Source organism: Cupriavidus sp. YAF13 (genome assembly GCF_052113425.1).
GTDB lineage: Bacteria > Pseudomonadota > Gammaproteobacteria > Burkholderiales > Burkholderiaceae > Cupriavidus.
Genome location: NZ_JBFRDD010000008.1, coordinates 51162 through 65906 on the forward strand (window position 1 = coordinate 51162; position 14745 = coordinate 65906).

At 68.2% G+C, this 14745-nt stretch carries 15 protein-coding genes; 6 read left to right on the forward strand and 9 right to left on the reverse strand.

All coding sequences use genetic code 11. The annotated features are described in order from the left end of the window. Window positions 1–65: 65 nt before the first annotated feature. The 8 genes from AB4061_RS09165 to AB4061_RS09200 form a co-directional block, all read right to left on the reverse strand. Window positions 66–1019: an MxaL protein gene (locus AB4061_RS09165; RefSeq protein WP_441632956.1), complete on the reverse strand. Its 954-nt coding sequence runs from the start codon at window positions 1017–1019 to the stop codon at window positions 66–68. Then, window positions 1016–1561: an MxaK protein gene (locus tag AB4061_RS09170; RefSeq protein WP_441632958.1), complete on the reverse strand. Its 546-nt coding sequence runs from the start codon at window positions 1559–1561 to the stop codon at window positions 1016–1018. The genes AB4061_RS09165 and AB4061_RS09170 overlap by 4 nt, the downstream gene beginning before the upstream one ends. Next, window positions 1558–2550, reverse strand: a complete 993-nt coding sequence (locus AB4061_RS09175; RefSeq protein ID WP_441632960.1) for a vWA domain-containing protein — start codon at window positions 2548–2550, stop codon at window positions 1558–1560. The genes AB4061_RS09170 and AB4061_RS09175 overlap by 4 nt, the downstream gene beginning before the upstream one ends. Then, the gene (locus AB4061_RS09180; RefSeq protein ID WP_441632962.1) at window positions 2547–3446 is read right to left on the reverse strand and encodes a calcium incorporation protein MxaA; all 900 of its coding nucleotides are present in this window, start codon (window positions 3444–3446) and stop codon (window positions 2547–2549) included. Before AB4061_RS09180 ends, AB4061_RS09175 begins: the two co-directional genes overlap by 4 nt. Further along, on the reverse strand, window positions 3443–4312 hold the full coding sequence (locus AB4061_RS09185; protein WP_441632963.1) for a DUF58 domain-containing protein: 870 nt from the start codon (window positions 4310–4312) through the stop codon (window positions 3443–3445). The genes AB4061_RS09180 and AB4061_RS09185 overlap by 4 nt, the downstream gene beginning before the upstream one ends. Window positions 4313–4334: 22 nt before the next feature. Beyond that, the gene (locus AB4061_RS09190; RefSeq protein WP_441632965.1) at window positions 4335–5354 is read right to left on the reverse strand and encodes an AAA family ATPase; all 1020 of its coding nucleotides are present in this window, start codon (window positions 5352–5354) and stop codon (window positions 4335–4337) included. Window positions 5355–5599: 245 nt separating this feature from the next. Beyond that, window positions 5600–6238 carry a response regulator gene (locus AB4061_RS09195; RefSeq protein WP_441632967.1) on the reverse strand — a complete coding sequence of 213 codons (639 nt, stop codon included), beginning with the start codon at window positions 6236–6238 and terminating at the stop codon, window positions 5600–5602. A 12-nt stretch (window positions 6239–6250) separates the two neighbouring features. Then, on the reverse strand, window positions 6251–7672 hold the full coding sequence (locus AB4061_RS09200) for a HAMP domain-containing sensor histidine kinase (RefSeq protein ID WP_441632969.1): 1422 nt from the start codon (window positions 7670–7672) through the stop codon (window positions 6251–6253). A 301-nt stretch (window positions 7673–7973) separates the two neighbouring features. Between AB4061_RS09200 and AB4061_RS09205 the strand changes: the two genes are divergently transcribed. From AB4061_RS09205 to pqqE, 6 genes are all read left to right on the forward strand, one after another. Next, window positions 7974–10403 (forward strand): TonB-dependent receptor, encoded by a 2430-nt coding sequence (locus tag AB4061_RS09205; protein ID WP_441632971.1) that lies wholly within the window; start codon window positions 7974–7976, stop codon window positions 10401–10403. Between the two features lie 305 nt (window positions 10404–10708). Beyond that, window positions 10709–10783, forward strand: a complete 75-nt coding sequence (pqqA, locus tag AB4061_RS09210; RefSeq protein WP_441633184.1) for a pyrroloquinoline quinone precursor peptide PqqA — start codon at window positions 10709–10711, stop codon at window positions 10781–10783. Between the two features lie 80 nt (window positions 10784–10863). Next, window positions 10864–11778, forward strand: coding sequence for a pyrroloquinoline quinone biosynthesis protein PqqB (gene pqqB, locus AB4061_RS09215; RefSeq protein ID WP_441632973.1), 915 nt, complete (start codon window positions 10864–10866; stop codon window positions 11776–11778). Beyond that, window positions 11778–12500: a pyrroloquinoline-quinone synthase PqqC gene (pqqC, locus tag AB4061_RS09220; RefSeq protein WP_441632975.1), complete on the forward strand. Its 723-nt coding sequence runs from the start codon at window positions 11778–11780 to the stop codon at window positions 12498–12500. The genes pqqB and pqqC overlap by 1 nt, the downstream gene beginning before the upstream one ends. Then, window positions 12497–12778: a pyrroloquinoline quinone biosynthesis peptide chaperone PqqD gene (gene pqqD, locus AB4061_RS09225; protein ID WP_441632977.1), complete on the forward strand. Its 282-nt coding sequence runs from the start codon at window positions 12497–12499 to the stop codon at window positions 12776–12778. The genes pqqC and pqqD overlap by 4 nt, the downstream gene beginning before the upstream one ends. Next, complete coding sequence (gene pqqE, locus AB4061_RS09230) at window positions 12750–13931, forward strand: pyrroloquinoline quinone biosynthesis protein PqqE (RefSeq protein WP_441632979.1); 1182 nt, start codon at window positions 12750–12752, stop codon at window positions 13929–13931. The genes pqqD and pqqE overlap by 29 nt, the downstream gene beginning before the upstream one ends. Here pqqE and AB4061_RS09235 read toward each other — a convergent pair. Continuing rightward, window positions 13912–14736 carry an ABC transporter permease gene (locus tag AB4061_RS09235; protein WP_441632981.1) on the reverse strand — a complete coding sequence of 275 codons (825 nt, stop codon included), beginning with the start codon at window positions 14734–14736 and terminating at the stop codon, window positions 13912–13914. The two genes, pqqE and AB4061_RS09235, sit on opposite strands and share 20 nt — an antisense overlap. Window positions 14737–14745 lie beyond the last annotated feature (9 nt).

A 14745-nucleotide genomic window follows, 5' to 3' on the forward strand; every position in this document is an offset into this window, starting at 1 on the left:
GCCCTCGTTTCGCGCCAGCGGCGCGAACCTCTTTGGCAGCCGTAGTTGTCATTCGGAGGAGGATATCAGGGCGAAGCCTCCGGCTTGCCTTGCCCGAAGAGGCGGCGCAGAGGCAGGCGCCCGCGCGCTGGCAGAAGATGCCAGGTCAGCAACAACAGGGCAAGCACGGCCGGCAGCCAGCGCAGATCGGTCCTGACCGGCTGCCGATGCGCCAGGCGCCCGTCGAGCAGCGCGCTGGTCAATGCCCCGGGCGCGGCGACGCGGCGGTAGCCAAGGCCCGTCTGCCTGGCCAGCGCTTGCAGATGCGCTTCATGCAAGGCGGAAAGATGTTCCTGGCTTTGCGCCGGCGCCACGCCACCGGATACTGCGCCGAGCTGCACGACCTCGTCGGCGCGCCAGTAGCCGATGCGGTTGCCATCCGGGTCGGACTTGGGAATGGGCATCGGCGTGTCGCCCCCTACCCCGAACAGCCAGCCGGCGGTCTCGCCTGGCGTGACATTCAACATGGAGTGCTCCGACGGCCGGAGCGGGGGCGACTCGTGGCCATCGGTGATGAAGACGACGCGGGTGCCGTCACCCATGCTCTTGCCCGTGCGCAGCGTCCAGTAAAGCCCCTTCGTGATGCTGCTCGCATTGACCCAGGCCATGCGGCTGTCGATGCGATCCAGCGACGACAGCAAGGCATCGTAATTGGCGCAGACCTCAAGCGGCGTCAGCAGGGGGAGCGCGCGATAGTCGGCAAACACGGCCCAGCCCACTTCAGAGCCGCAGGGCAAGTGCTTGAGAGACTCGCGCATGGCGCCGCGCGCGTACGCCAGGCGGCTCACGGGCGCCGCGGGGCTTCCCATGTCCTCGACATTCATGCTTTGCGTTACGTCGAAGGTGACCATATAGCGGAAGGTGCCGCGCGGCAGGGTCAGCGGCGGCATCCAGACCGCGGCCACCAGCAGCAGCAACGTCACCGCCAGCGGCCCGTTTTCCCGCGCGAAGAAGCGGCCAGCCAGCGTGCGCAGCGTCAAGGCAGGTCTCCCGGTGGCAGGCCCGGCACCTTGATGCGCAGCAGCTCCTTGGGCATGTCGTCGGTCTCGGCGCCGAACACATCCTGCGCCTCGGGGGCCAGCCAGAGCGCGCGCTCGAGGTTGTAGCGGGCATCCCAGTCGCCGGGATCGGCGCGCAGCAGATCGCGGTAGCGCGCTTTGGCAAGCTCCACCAGCGCCTGCGCCTGGAAGGCATCGTTCGCGGCGGTCTCGCGCGCATTGCGCAGGAACATATTGCCCAGGTTGAACAGCGCCGTCTGCCCGAGCGCATCGGTGCGGCCGCGCTGGATCAGGCTGTTGTAGACCGTCAGGGCCGCGTCATGCTGGCCGGCCTCGGCCAGCGCGCTGGCCTGCGCCAGCCTGGCCTCGGGCACCTCGGCGGCGGCGCTGGCGTTCGCCTTTGCCGATGCCACGGCCTGGTTGATCCGGGCCGCCTTGCGCAGCTGCACGGCCTGGGCGGCCGCGAGCGCGCCGAAGGCAACCGCCGCCACGGCAAACGCCAGATGGATGGTGCGTCGCCTCATGTCCAGCTCCGCAATTGCAGGCATCGGTATCCAAGCAGCAGCGCGCAGCAAACCAGCGCCGCGCCAAAGACGTAGGCGCTGCCATCCTTGCGCGGCACGCGCTCCGTGAACGACAGCGGCAGGTTCTGCTGGCGGCCGACTTCAGCAATGGCGGCGGCCATGGCACTGGCGTCCTCGGCCTCGTACGCGCGATATGGCGTGGCCATGCTCTGGAAGAAACGGTGCAGTGCGATCTCCTGTGCCGGGCTGTCGTCCGGGACATCGGCGTGCAGGCTTGGACTGATGCCGGTGCGCAGGTAGATCCAGTACAACGCAATGCGGTTGCGGGCCAGGCCGGCCTCGATACGCTTGCGCGTGCCGGCATCGAGCTGCGCGCCGCCGTCCGACACCATCAGGATGATGCGGCTGCCGGAGTAAGGGCGCGCGTCGAACTCGGCGATCGCTGCCAGCACCGCCCTGCCGATATCGGTGTTCATCAGCCCCCGGCCGATGCGGGTGGCCGCGATGCCGGCCTGGATCGCCTGCTTGCGCTCGGTGAACGGCAGCACACGCAAGGGGCTGGTGCTGAACATCATGAAGGCATAGCGGTCATCGGGCCGCTGCGCGACGAAGCGCGTGAGCAGCTCGCGCGCGACATCGCCCTTGGTGTCTCCCTGCGTGCGCAGCGCGGCCTGCTCGCCCTTGGCTACGATGACGGAATTCATGCTGCCGCTGCGGTCCAGCAGGATCAGGATCTCCGCGCCGTGCCCGGTCCGCGCCACCTGCGTTTCCGAGCGGCCTGGGCTGGCCAGGCCGACGATGATGCCTGCCATGGCGATCACGGCAAGGCCCCGCTCCAGCGCGCCGGCGACGCGGCCGATGCGATCCGGCGGCAGCCACGCCACGCAGGGAAAAGACAGCGTGTCGCCGCGCCGGCGCAGCAGCGGCAACAGGGCCAGCGGCAGCAGCGCCAATACCCACGGATGGACGAAGTCAAAGGGAATCGTCATGGCCGGGCACGCTTCTCGGCAAGATAGAGGTCGCGGCAGAGCGCGCGCAACGGAAATGGCTCGCCGTCGGGCTCGCCCGAGAAGAACCGCTGATCCGAGTGGGCAAGGAAATGCTGGAGCCGCGCGCGCAGGGGTTGCAGATGCGGTGCCCGCGCCAGCAGCCCGGGGAGCGCTGCCGCACGCAGGACCGTTCCGGCGGTCTCGTTCAGGGCCTGGTGCAGGCATAGCCAGGCCTCGGCCTGGCTGGGGTCGAGACTGCGCATCCTGCGCCATGCCCGCGCCAAAGGCAGTTGCCTGGATTCGCGCCGGTTGCGCCAGGCCCACCAGCCCAGCCAGGCGGCCAGGGTGGCCGCCAGCGCGGCGAGCGACAGCCGCATCCGCCGCGCAATCGGCTCGGTTGGCAACGCAGGCACGGCCCGGTCGGGACGCATTTCGAGCAGGCCGCCTTTGCCGAGCACGGCCTGCGGCGTCAGCGGGCCGACGCTGATCAGGTGCGCGCTGGTCTTCAGCGCCGGACCCGTGCTCATGGGCAGCGACAAGGCAGGCAGCGCGATCGCGGTCAGCGTTTGCGGCGCATTGACGATCTGGTAGCTCACGCGCAGCCAGCGGCGGCCGTCAGGATCGGTCTCCCACTGGATCGGACGCCGTTCCAGCCATCCGCCGATGCGCTCCGCGCGTGGCAGCGCCGCGGGCGCGACGGCGGTGCCGTCGGCGGGCAGCAGGATGCGCTGCGTGACTACGTCGCCAAGCACGTAGCCAAAGGCGCGTGGCTGCTGCACGACCACGGTGGCCGCTTTTCCCTGCGCCCAGGCTGCGGGAAGGACCAGCACGGCGGCACTCGTTGCCGCGCAAGCCGCGCCGGCAAGCCTGGGAAGGAGGTGCTGGCGATGCGTCATGCCACGGCCTCGAGAAAATAACGGGACAGGGCCTCGGCCTCGAATGCCCCGTGCAGATGGATGGGCCGCAGCCCTCGCGCAAGGAACAGGGCGTCAAGCCGGGCGCGCCGCCGAGCCACCGTGTCGCGCCACTGGGCGCGCAGCGCCTTGCCTACCCACAGCGTGCGCCGGCGGCCGGTCTCGGCATCGCGCACGGCCAGCAGCGCGTTGCCCGGCGGCGGCTCGGTTTCAGCAGGGTCCCAGGTAATCATTGGCACCACGTACGCCTGCGCCAGCAGGTCGAGAACGCCGTCCAGTGCTTCAAGCGCCCAGTGAAAGTCTGAGACCAGGAAAATCAGTCCCTGCCGATCCGCTAAGCGCTGCGCCGCTTGCGAGAGCCCTTCGGCACCACCCGCGCAGGCCGAAGCGCCTGCGCTCGCGAACTCCCGCAGCATCGCCGACATGGCATAGCCGGCGCCACGGCTGTGCCGCGCCGGCACGAACAGGTCGGTGCGCTCCACCGCGTCGAATGCCAGCATGCCCACCGGGTCACCGGCGCGAAAGGCGCTATGCCCCAACCCTTCTAGGAAATCCGCCACGACGTGCAGCTTGCTGGCATGTGCCCCGAATCGCATCGAGGCCGACACGTCGACCACGGCATGCACGGGCACGCTGACACGCTGCCGGTGGGCGCGCACCAGCCATTCCTGCCGCAGGTTGCGCAGACTGGCGCGCAGGTCGATCCGCCGCGGGTCCGGATTGTCGAGCAGGCGCATGTGCGCGGCAAATTCCTGCCCGTGGCCGAGGCTGGTTCCCAGGTGGGACCCCGGCCGGAATCCACCCGCGCGGGCGGGCAGCCGATAGTGGAATTCGCGCAGGCTGGTCATGGCCACGTTCGCGTCGTTCGCATCATGGCGCGGCAATGGTGCCCATGATCTGCCGCACCAGCGCGTCGGACAGTTCCGCCCGGCGCAGTTCGTACACCGGCGTGAAGAACACGCGGTGGCCGAGCGCCGAAGGCAACACGGCATGGATGTCTTCGGGCACGAGGTGCGTGCGGCCCGCCATCCATGCCACCACGCGCGCTGCCCTCATCAGGGCGCTCATGCCGCGCGGGCTGGCGCCCGCAAGAATCAGGCGCTCCATGTCGACGCCGTCCAGGCGTATGCCGAAACGCTGCGGCGTCTCGGTGGCCTCCCACAGTTGCAGCACATAGCGTTCGATGGTCTCGCTGGCTTGTATGCCGCGCTGGATGATCGCGGCAATCTCGTTGAGTTGCGCCCAAGGCAGTACATCCGGCGCGACCTGCTCCAGCAAGGACTCGGTATCGTGGTAGACCGCATCGAAGACCAGCGCGCGGCGCACGGCGGGATCGGCGGGCGTGGCAATGTTCAGCTCGAACATGAAGCGGTCGCGGGCGGCCGAGGCCAGCTCGAAGGTCTCCTCCTTCTCGACCTTGTTGCGGTCGGCGAACACCGTCATATGGGGGAAGCAGTACTCGCGGTTGAAGGCCGACACCGAGCGCTCCGCCATCGCCCGCAGCAACAACGACTRGACCTGCGGCCGGGCGCGGTTGATCTCATTGAAGAAGAACGTGGTAAGCCTTTCGCCGTGGCGCAGCAGCGGGCCGGGGTCGATGCGCGGCTTGCTCTGCGCGTCCACGTAACTGTGATACACCAGGTCGCCAGGCATCAGGTCGATGGTCCCTTCCACGCGCTCGAATTCACCGCCGATGGCGCGGGCAAAGGCGCGCAGCACCGTGGTCTTGCCCACGCCGACGTCGCCCTCCAGCAGTACGTGGCCGCGCGCGAACAGCGCAACGTTGATCAGGCGGATGACCTGCGGCTGGCCGAGCACCGCCTTGGCCACCTCGCGCTCCACGCGCCGGGCGCTGTCGCGCCAGTCCTGGAGCTTCTCGTCTGCTGTCATTGGGTCCTCTGGATGCAATGCGGCCTGGAACGACGCCGGCTGGTCAGCGGACTTCAGCACAAGCCATGCCAGGAGCGTGGCGGAACCTGGGTGCCGGTTGACGCGGCGCGATCGGACGGAAGACATGCAGTACGCAGGGGGTCAAACGCGTTGGAACAGGTGGAGCACTTTGTTGCAGCGTGCAGCAATCTGTGCCGGAGCGGGTTGTCGGCTATTACGGGAGGACATCGGTGCGTGACCAGGCGCTAAAGCAAGCCGTGCTGCCGCGCGTAGCGATGCATCTCCAGCGTATTGCCAAGCCCCATCTTCTTGCGCAGCATGGTCTGATAATTGGCCACGGTCTTGATGCTAAGGAATAGCTGGCCGGCAATCTCATCCACCTGTTTTCCCTTTGCCAGCAACCGGAACACATCGAACTCCCGCGGCGACAAGCCAAGGTGAGGCACCTCTTCCTGTTGCCCGCCGATGTGCCCCAGGGCCTGCCTGACATCGTCCGACAGGGGCCGCTCCCCGCGCATGACCAGCCGCACGGCATCGACCAGGTCCTCGGGCGGGCTGCTCTTGGTCAGGTAGCCGCGCGCACCGGCCTTCAGCGCCTGCGCCACCAGCGCGGGGCTGTCGTGCATGCTGAACACCAGCACGCGCAAGCCGGGCAGGCGGCTGCCCAGCCTTTGCAGGGTTTCCAGCCCGCCACGGCCCGGCATCGACAGGTCGAGGATCAGCACCTCGGCTTCGTGCTGCGTCAGCCAGCCGTAGGCGACGTCGGTGTCGCCGAACTCTGCCACGACTTCGATGCCCGCTTCCAGTTCCAGCAAACGCCGATAGCCGGTGCGCACCACGGCGTGGTCGTCCGCGAGCGCCACCCGGATGGATGCCATCACCATGTCGCCATGCCTTCAGGCCTCCTGCGCCCAGTCGTCATGATTCGCCAGTTCCGCCGGCCCGCCTGCGCCAGCCAGGCAGAAGCGCGCCGCAAGCCGCAGGCCGGGCCGATCGGCGCCGGGTGCCGACTCGCTGATCTCGATCTCCGCGCCATGCGCCCATACGCGCTCGCGCAGGCCGTCAAGTCCGTGGCCCTGGCGCGCCGATGGCGAGGCGGCAGCCATGCCGACGCCGTCGTCTTCCACCGACCAATCCACCGTGCCCGCGCCGTCGGCCCGCAACGACACCGTTGCCTGGCTCGCCCACGCGTGGCGCACGACGTTGGTCAGCGCCTCCTGCGTCATCCGATAGAGCGACAGGGCGAGTTCGTCCGGCAAGCCGGCGCCACCCAGGTCCAGCCGCAACGCAAAGGCAGTGTGCCTGCCCGCCTGCCCGCGCCAGCCCTCCACCAGCTCGCCCAGCATGCGCGCCAGCGGCACCGGTCCGCCGCCCGGCTGCGAGCCGTGCGGGCGCAGCCCGCGCAGCAGGTCGCGCACGTCCAGGTGGATGCGCTCGCAGTGCTTGGCCAGATCCTGCGCCACCGCGTTCAAGGCCGGGTCGGCGCGCGTCTTGCGCGCCATGTAGGCCGTGTCGGCACGCATCGCGGTCAGCACCTGCCCGAACTCGTCGTGCAATTCCCGGGCCAGCCGCGCGCGTTCCTGCTCCTGCAGGGTCAACACACGCAGGCTGAGCGCACGGCGCGTCGCCTGCGTGTGCGCAAGCGCGCCGGCCAGGTGGTTCAGCGCCCGTGCTATCGCATCCAGCTCGCGCGTCGGCATGGCGGGCAGGCGGTGCGCGTAGTCGCTGCGCTCATAACGCGAGATCGCATGGAGGATGTCGCGCAGCGGCGCCAGCGCGCGCCGCACCACCCAGCAGATGCCGCCCAGCATCATGGCGCTGAACACGCATAGCAGCGCCAGCACACCGACGATGTCGCCGAAGGCTTCGCGCTGCTCGCTGAGCGGGTTCCATACCAGGCTGGCCTGCCAGTCGCCGCCATCGCCGCGCGCGATGCGCCAGGTCTGGGCCGGTGCGGCGGCCGCACCTTGCCACCGGGCCTGGACCCAGCGCAAGGCCTGGAACGGCGCCGGCACGGCCTCGTCCTGCGCCGGGGCCACCAGCACGCGGCCTTCGCCATCCTTGAGCAGCAGTTGCAGGTGACGCAGCTCCCCCGAGGCGTTGATGCGCCGCAGGGCGTCCAGGCGTGCGCCGGCGCCGCCCTGCCCGCCACCCTGCAGCGCCGCCAGGTGGGCCATCAGCTCGGCGGTGCGCAGCGCGCCGACGCCCTCGTGCCGCACATTGCGCTGCGCTTGCCAGAGTGCCGCCAGCAGGGCACAGCACAAGCCGAGTAGGGTCACCCACGCGGCGCGGCGCATCAGCAGGCTTGACATCTCCATGGCTCCCGTCTCCTTGCATTCCCTGTCTTGCCCATGCCTCGCTCTCAATCAAATCGGGATTTTTTCCCGGCTATGGAGGTATGGGACCTGCTTGAGCAGGAGCGGATGCCCAGATAACAATATGAGGAGACCCACCATGCCCCTTGCCCCAAGACCACCACGCCGCCCACGCCACCCGCCCCCGCGAAAGATTCCGGGTTTGCGCCGCACCACGCTGGCACGCGCGGTCGTCCGGCTATGCTTCCCGCTTGCGGCCGGTGCGGCATCAGCCCAGGCGGACCATGCCGCTTCAGCGAATTTCGTGCCTGCAGCGCCGGCGGTGGCGGCGGTGGCGGCGGTGGCGGCGGTGGCGGCGGTGGCGGCGAACACCGCGCCGCGCGATGCAATGCCGTTTCCGGTACAAACTGTCACCTCGGTGCCCACCAGCAATGCAGGCAATACCGGCACGATCGGGGATGGCGCCATGCTGCCCGAAGTCCAGATCGTGGCCGCCGCGCCGCTGCCCGGCATCGGCGTGGACCGCGACCTGGTGCCGTACACCGTGCAGACGGCTAGCGGCGACGACCTGAACGGCAAACGTACCGGCACCCTCGCCGAATATCTGGCACGCTACTTCACCGGCGTCAATGTCAACGACATCCAGGGCAGCCCCTTCCAGTCCGACCTCACCTACCGCGGATTTCGCGCCTCGCCCATCCCCGGCGCATCCCAAGGCCTGTCAATCTACCTCGACGGCATCCGCGTCAACGAGCCCTTTGGCGACGTGGTCAGCTGGGACATGATCCCCGAGGCCGCGCTCGATAGCGTCTCGCTGGTCTCCAGCGCCAACCCCGCCTACGGCCTGAACACGCTCGGCGGCGCGCTGGCCATGACCACCCGCTCGGGCCTGACTTCACCGGGCCTGACCGCCGATCTCTCCTATGGCAGCGGCAACCGCAAGCGCGCCGACCTGTCGGGCGGCATCCGCAGCGACAGCGGCTGGCACGCCTTCGCCGCCGGCACCCTGTTCCAGGAACACGGCTGGCGCGATCATTCCGAAGGCCGGCTCGGCAACCTGTTCGTCAAGGCCGGGCATGCCAGCGACACTACCAGCTGGGACGTGTCCCTGCTGCACGGGCGCAGCACCCTGATCGGCAACGGCCTGGTGCCGAGCTACCGCGCGAGCGGCAATGCCCTGCTGCCCGGCCTGTACGAAAACAACCGCGCCGCCGCATACACCTACCCGGACAAGACCCGCAACCAAGTCACCCAGGTAGCCCTCAACGGCCGCCACTGGATCGACGACAAGACCAGCGCCGCCATGCTCGCTTACGTGCGCACCAGCCGCCGTGACACCACCAACGGCGACATCAACCCCGATTACGACGCTTACACGGAAGACTGCGAAGACGGCTTCAACGCCGACGGCAGCCCGCGCAAGTCCCGCTGCGGCTTCACCCGGGCCGAAGGCGCCGCGCTGGACCCGGCCGTGCTCAACACCACGCATATGTGGCAGCAATCCATCGGCGTGGCGCTCGGTGCCGCCAAAGAAACCGAGCACCACCTGCTCAACGCCGGGCTGACCTTCGACCGCAGCCGCCTGACCTACTCGCAGTACGAGCAGCTCGCCACCTTCACCGACGACCGCGGCGTGGTCGCCGACCCGAACGCGCCCAATGCACTGTTCTCCGGCGTCAGTGGCACCTCGCGCGCGATTGGCCTGTATCTCTCCGATACCTGGTCCCTTACGCCCAGCACCTTCCTCACCGCCTCGGCCAGGTGGAACCACGTCACCGTGAGCAATACGCTGCGCAACAGCGACGGCAGCGAGCAGCCGCAGGAGAGCTTCACCTACCGCCGGCTCAACCCCGCGCTGGGCCTGACGCAAAAGCTGGGCGGCGGGGTCTCGGTGTTCGGCGGCTACGCCCAGAACAACCGGGTGCCCACGGTGCTGGAGCTGGGCTGCGCCGATCCGGCCCAGCCCTGCCGCCTGCCCGCCGGCCTGCAGGCCGACCCCTACCTCAAGCAGGTCGTGTCGCATTCCTACGAGGCGGGTGCGCGCTGGCGCCCGTCGAAGGACACCGAGGTGTCCGGCACGTTCTACCGCATCGACAACCACGACGACATCCTGTTCCTGCGTGCCCCCAACACCCAGCAGGGCTACTTCGCCAACTTCGACCGGACCCGCAACCAGGGCTTCGACCTCTCCGCGCGGCAGCGCCTGGGCGACTTCACGCTGCGCCTGGGCTACAGCTATCTGCAGGCCACCTACCAGGCCAACGGGCGGCTCGCGGTGGGAGAGCGCACCATCGACGTCAAGCCGGGCATGCGCCGGGCCGGCGTGCCGCGGCACACGATCAAGCTGGGCGTGGACTGGCAGGCGCTGGCCGGCCTGACCCTGGGCGCCGACCTGGTCGGCGTGTCCAGCAGCCCCACAAACGGCAACGAAGACGGCCTGCGCGCCGACCCGCAGCCCGGCAAGGCGCCCAAGTACGCGGACTGGAGCACGCCCGGGTACGCCACGGTGAACCTGCGGGCGTCCTACCGCGTCAACAAGCATTTCGAGATCTACGCGCGCGTGGCCAACCTGTTCGACCGCCGTTACGAGACCTACGGCCAGATCTCCAACGACCTGTTTCCCAACGGCAACTTGCTGCGCCCGCACGTGACGCCGGAAGACAACGCCAGCGCGCTGTTCGTCGCACCCGGCGCGCCGCGCAGCGCCTGGGTCGGGGTTGTGTACCGGATGTAGGCAGGCAGCCTGTTGCACATCCGGCCCGCGCTGTGGCAATGGCGTGACACTTTGCCCGCTCCCGCGAGCACTGACCGAGAGCCTCAGGCGGGGCGTTATGCAATGCTGCGGAGCAGCATGATGCCCGCCTGGCCTGCTAGACGGAACCAGGCAAGAGGCTGCACGGCAATTGGCTTCGCCCAACGGTCGGCGGCGGCGGCCGGGCATGCTTGTTGCAGCACCGATGCCGACGGCAAGCAAGCTTCGCCGTTACCTTTGCATGGACTATGCTGTACTTGCCTACCCCATCCTGAAAGGAGCCGCCAATGACCTGGACTACTCCCGCATACGTCGATATGCGGTTCGGATTCGAGATCACCATGTACATTGCCAACCGCTGACTGGGCGGACGGCTGGAATCCGGGAAAGCCCGCCGGCCGGCGGGCTTTTTCCTTGGCCCTGACTGGACAAACACCAGGCCATGACAACACTTCGGGTACTGGGATCGGCTGCCGGCGGCGGCTTTCCCCAATGGAACTGCAACTGCTTCAACTGCGACGGGCTGCGTCGCGGCACCATTGCCGCCACCGCACGTACGCAATCCTCGATCGCGCTATCCGAGGACGGCGTGCAATGGTTGCTGGTCAACGCCTCGCCCGACATCCTGGCGCAGATCCGCGCCACCCCGGCGCTACAGCCGGCCCGCGCGGCGCGCGACACCGGGATCGCCGCCGTCTTGCTGATGGACGCGCAGATCGACCATGTCACTGGCCTGCTGATGCTGCGCGAGCACAGTAGCGCGCTGCCGGTCTACGCCACGGCCCCGGTGCTGAAGGACCTGAGCGAAGGTTTTCCGTTGTCCCGCATCCTGTCCCACTACTGCAACCTGGAAACCCATCCGCTGCCCCTGGACGCAAGCCCCTTCACCGTGCCGCCGCTCGCGGGGCTCACCTTGCACGCCATCGCGCTGGACAGCAAGCCGCCGCCCTACTCCCCCAACCGCGCCGCGCCGCAGCATGGCGACAATATCGGCCTGCGCATCGTCTGCGCCAGCGGCAAGCGCGTGTTCTATGCGCCCGGGCTGGGCAGCATCGAGCCGCATGTGCGCGCGGAGCTGGCCCAGGCCGACGTGATCCTGGTCGATGGCACCTTCTGGACCGACGATGAAATGCGGCGGCTCGGCCTGTCGTCCAAACTGGCCCGCGATATGGGCCACCTGGCGCAGTCCGGCCCGCACGGCATGATTGCCGCGCTGGACGAAGCGCCAGCGGCACGCAAGATCCTGATTCATATCAACAACACCAACCCGATCCTGGTGGAAGACTCGCAGCCGCGCAGCGAACTGGCCGCGCACGGGATCGAGGTGGCCTATGACGGCATGGAGATCGCCCTGTGATGCCCGTACCACACCCCCAACCCGTCCCGCCAGCGATTCCCGACGGCGAGCGCGCGGCCTTCGAAGCGCGGCTACGCGCTCTGGAATCGCGCTACCACATCCATCACCCCTTCAACCGGCGCATGGCGAGCGGGCAATGCTCACGCGAACAGATCCAGGGCTGGGTAGCCAACCGCTTCTACTACCAGATCAATATCCCGCTCAAGGACGCCGCCATCCTCTCGAATTGCCCCGAACGCGAAACGCGGCGCGAGTGGGTGATCCGCATTCTCGACCACGACGGCACCGCCACCGAGCCCGGCGGCATCGAAGCCTGGAGCCGCCTCGGCCAAGCCGTGGGGCTGACGCGCGAGGCGCTGTGGTCCCAGCAACTGGTGCTGCCCGGGGTGCGCTTCGCGGTGGACGCTTACGTCAACTTCGCGCGGCGTGCGCCGTGGCAGGAAGCGGTGTGCTCGTCGCTCACCGAGATGTTCGCCCCCGCCATCCACAAGGAACGGCTGGCCGGCTGGCCGGAGCATTACCCGTGGATCGACGCAGAGGGACTCAGCTATTTCCGTTCGCGCATCCCGCTGGCGCAGCGCGATGTCGACCATGGCCTGCGCGTCACGCTGGACTATTTCCGCACGCCGGCCGAACAGCAGCGCGCCACGGAAATCCTGCAGTTCAAGCTCGACATCCTATGGTCGATGCTGGACGCCATCGAAAAGGCGTATCCCGTATGAACTCCCCTGCCAAGCCCGACACCGTAGCCGCCACGCCGCGGCTGGACCCGCTCTACCGCCTGCAGTGGGAAGAGGCCCAGAAAGCCTGGGTGCTGCTCTATCCTGAAGGCATGGTCAAGCTGAACGACAGCGCGGCCGCCATCCTGCAGCGCTGCGACGGCACCCATACGCTCGACATGCTGATCGACGAACTCCAGACGTCCTTCGGCGTGCAGGGCATTGCCACCGAGGTACACACCTTTGTCAAACATGCCTGCGAACGCGGCTGGCTCGTCTGAGCCGGGCCTGCCCACCGCCACGGTGGGTCCGCCTCTGTGGTTGCTGGCGGAGCTGACCTACCGCTGCCCGCTGCACTGCGCCTTTTGCTACAACCCGGTCGACTACGTGCGCCATGGCCAGGAACTGGACACGGCGCAGTGGCGCCGGGTACTGGAGGAAGCGCGCGCGCTCGGCGCCGCCCAGCTTGGTTTTTCCGGCGGCGAGCCACTGGTGCGCGACGACCTCGAAGACCTGGTGGGCCATGCCCGGCAATTGGGCTTCTACACCAACCTGATCACCTCCGGCGTGGGCCTGACCGACGCGCGCCTGCGCGCGCTGCGCGTGGCCGGGCTCGACCATGTCCAGCTCTCGTTCCAGGACTCCACGCGGGAAATGAACGACTTCCTGTCGAGCACCCGCACCTTCGACCTGAAGCAACGGGTGGCGAAGCTGATCAAGGCGCACGGCTACCCAATGGTGCTCAACTGCGTGCTGCACCGGCACAACCTCGCCCATGTCGGCACCATCATCGAGATGGCGCTGGAAATGGGCGCCGAATACCTGGAGCTGGCCAATACGCAGTTCTACGGCTGGGCCTGGGAGAACAGGCTGGCGCTGATGCCGACCGAGGAGCAGCTGCGCGAGGCCGAGTCGGTGGTGGAGTCCTACCGCGCCAGGATCGGCAAGCGCTGCCGCATCCTGTTCGTGGTGCCGGACTATTTCGAGCAGCGGCCCAAGAAATGCATGAATGGCTGGGGCTCGGTGTTTCTCGGGATTGCGCCCGACGGCGCCGCCCTGCCCTGCCACGCCGCGCGCATGCTGCCCGGCCTCGTCCTGCCGAACGTGCGCACGCAATCGCTGCGCGATATCTGGTACCACAGCGATGCCTTCCAGCGCTTTCGCGGCACGGCATGGATGCCCGAGCCGTGCCGCTCATGCGATGAAAAGGAGATCGATCTCGGCGGCTGCCGTTGCCAGGCCTGGCTGCTGACCGGCGATGCCAACCGAACAGATCCCGTTTGCGACAAGTCGCCGGATCATGCCACCGTGCGCAACGTAGTCATGCATGGGCGCCTTGCCGCCCAAAGCGGGCCGCCAGCAGCGCCGCACGAAGTGCCGCTGGTGTTTCGCGCCGACGCGGCATCGCGCCGCTTCAGCGGGCCGGACCGCTAGCGCGCGCGGCCCGCGCCACGCCGCGCTGCGGATCGTAGCCCAGCAGCGCGAGCGTGAAGAACACTGCCGCGCCGCCCGCCACCACCGCCAGGCTGGTCCACTGCGCCTGGCCGTACAGCGCGAAGCGGATGGCCTCGACCGCGTGCGTGAACGGATTGAAGCGCGCCAGCTGGTACACGATAGTGGCGCCGGATTCCTCCAGCTTCCAGAGCGGGTATAGTGCCGAGCTGATAAAGAACATCGGGAAGATCACGAAATTCATGGTGCCGGCAAAGTTCTCCAGCTGGCGCACATGCACCGACAGCAGCAGGCCGATCGCGCCCAGCATCAGCGCTGCCAGCGCCATCACCGCGAACGCCCCCGGCAGATCCTGCCACGCGAACGTCACGCCGAAGCATATCGCCACCAGCAGGAAAGCCGCCATCTGCAGCAAGGACAGCAGCGTGCCGCCCAACAGCTTGCAGGCCAGCAGCCAGCCGCGCGGCAACGGCGCCGTAAGCAACAGCCGCATCACGCCCATCTCGCGGTCGTACACCATCGCCAGCGAGGACTGCATGCCGTTGAACAGCGCGATCATGGCGATCAACCCGGGCGCCATGTAGACCTTGTATTCGATATAGGTCTCGTAAGGCGGGATGATGGCTACCCCGAAGACGTTCTGGAAGCCGGCGGCAAACACCAGGAACCACAGCAAGGGCCGCACCAGCGACGAGAACAGCCGGCCCGGCTGGCGGAAGAACTTGCAAATTTCCCGGCCGGCCACCGCCCGCAGCGCGCGCATTCCATGCATGACGGGATGGGTCATCGTGTCTCC

Excerpts from the sequence above, each read along its gene's own strand:
- AB4061_RS09175 (WP_441632960.1), bottom strand. The coding sequence starts at position 2,550 with ATGACGATTCCCTTTGACTTCGTCCATCCGTGGGTATTGGCGCTGCTG.
- AB4061_RS09180 (WP_441632962.1), bottom strand. The coding sequence starts at position 3,446 with ATGACGCATCGCCAGCACCTCCTTCCCAGGCTTGCCGGCGCGGCTTGC.
- pqqD (WP_441632977.1), top strand. The coding sequence starts at position 12,497 with ATGAACTCCCCTGCCAAGCCCGACACCGTAGCCGCCACGCCGCGGCTG.
- pqqB (WP_441632973.1), top strand. The coding sequence starts at position 10,864 with ATGACAACACTTCGGGTACTGGGATCGGCTGCCGGCGGCGGCTTTCCC.
- AB4061_RS09235 (WP_441632981.1), bottom strand. The coding sequence starts at position 14,736 with ATGACCCATCCCGTCATGCATGGAATGCGCGCGCTGCGGGCGGTGGCC.
- AB4061_RS09170 (WP_441632958.1), bottom strand. The coding sequence starts at position 1,561 with ATGAGGCGACGCACCATCCATCTGGCGTTTGCCGTGGCGGCGGTTGCC.
- AB4061_RS09195 (WP_441632967.1), bottom strand. The coding sequence starts at position 6,238 with ATGGTGATGGCATCCATCCGGGTGGCGCTCGCGGACGACCACGCCGTG.
- AB4061_RS09200 (WP_441632969.1), bottom strand. The coding sequence starts at position 7,672 with ATGGAGATGTCAAGCCTGCTGATGCGCCGCGCCGCGTGGGTGACCCTA.
- pqqC (WP_441632975.1), top strand. The coding sequence starts at position 11,778 with ATGCCCGTACCACACCCCCAACCCGTCCCGCCAGCGATTCCCGACGGC.
- pqqE (WP_441632979.1), top strand. The coding sequence starts at position 12,750 with ATGCCTGCGAACGCGGCTGGCTCGTCTGAGCCGGGCCTGCCCACCGCC.
- AB4061_RS09185 (WP_441632963.1), bottom strand. The coding sequence starts at position 4,312 with ATGACCAGCCTGCGCGAATTCCACTATCGGCTGCCCGCCCGCGCGGGT.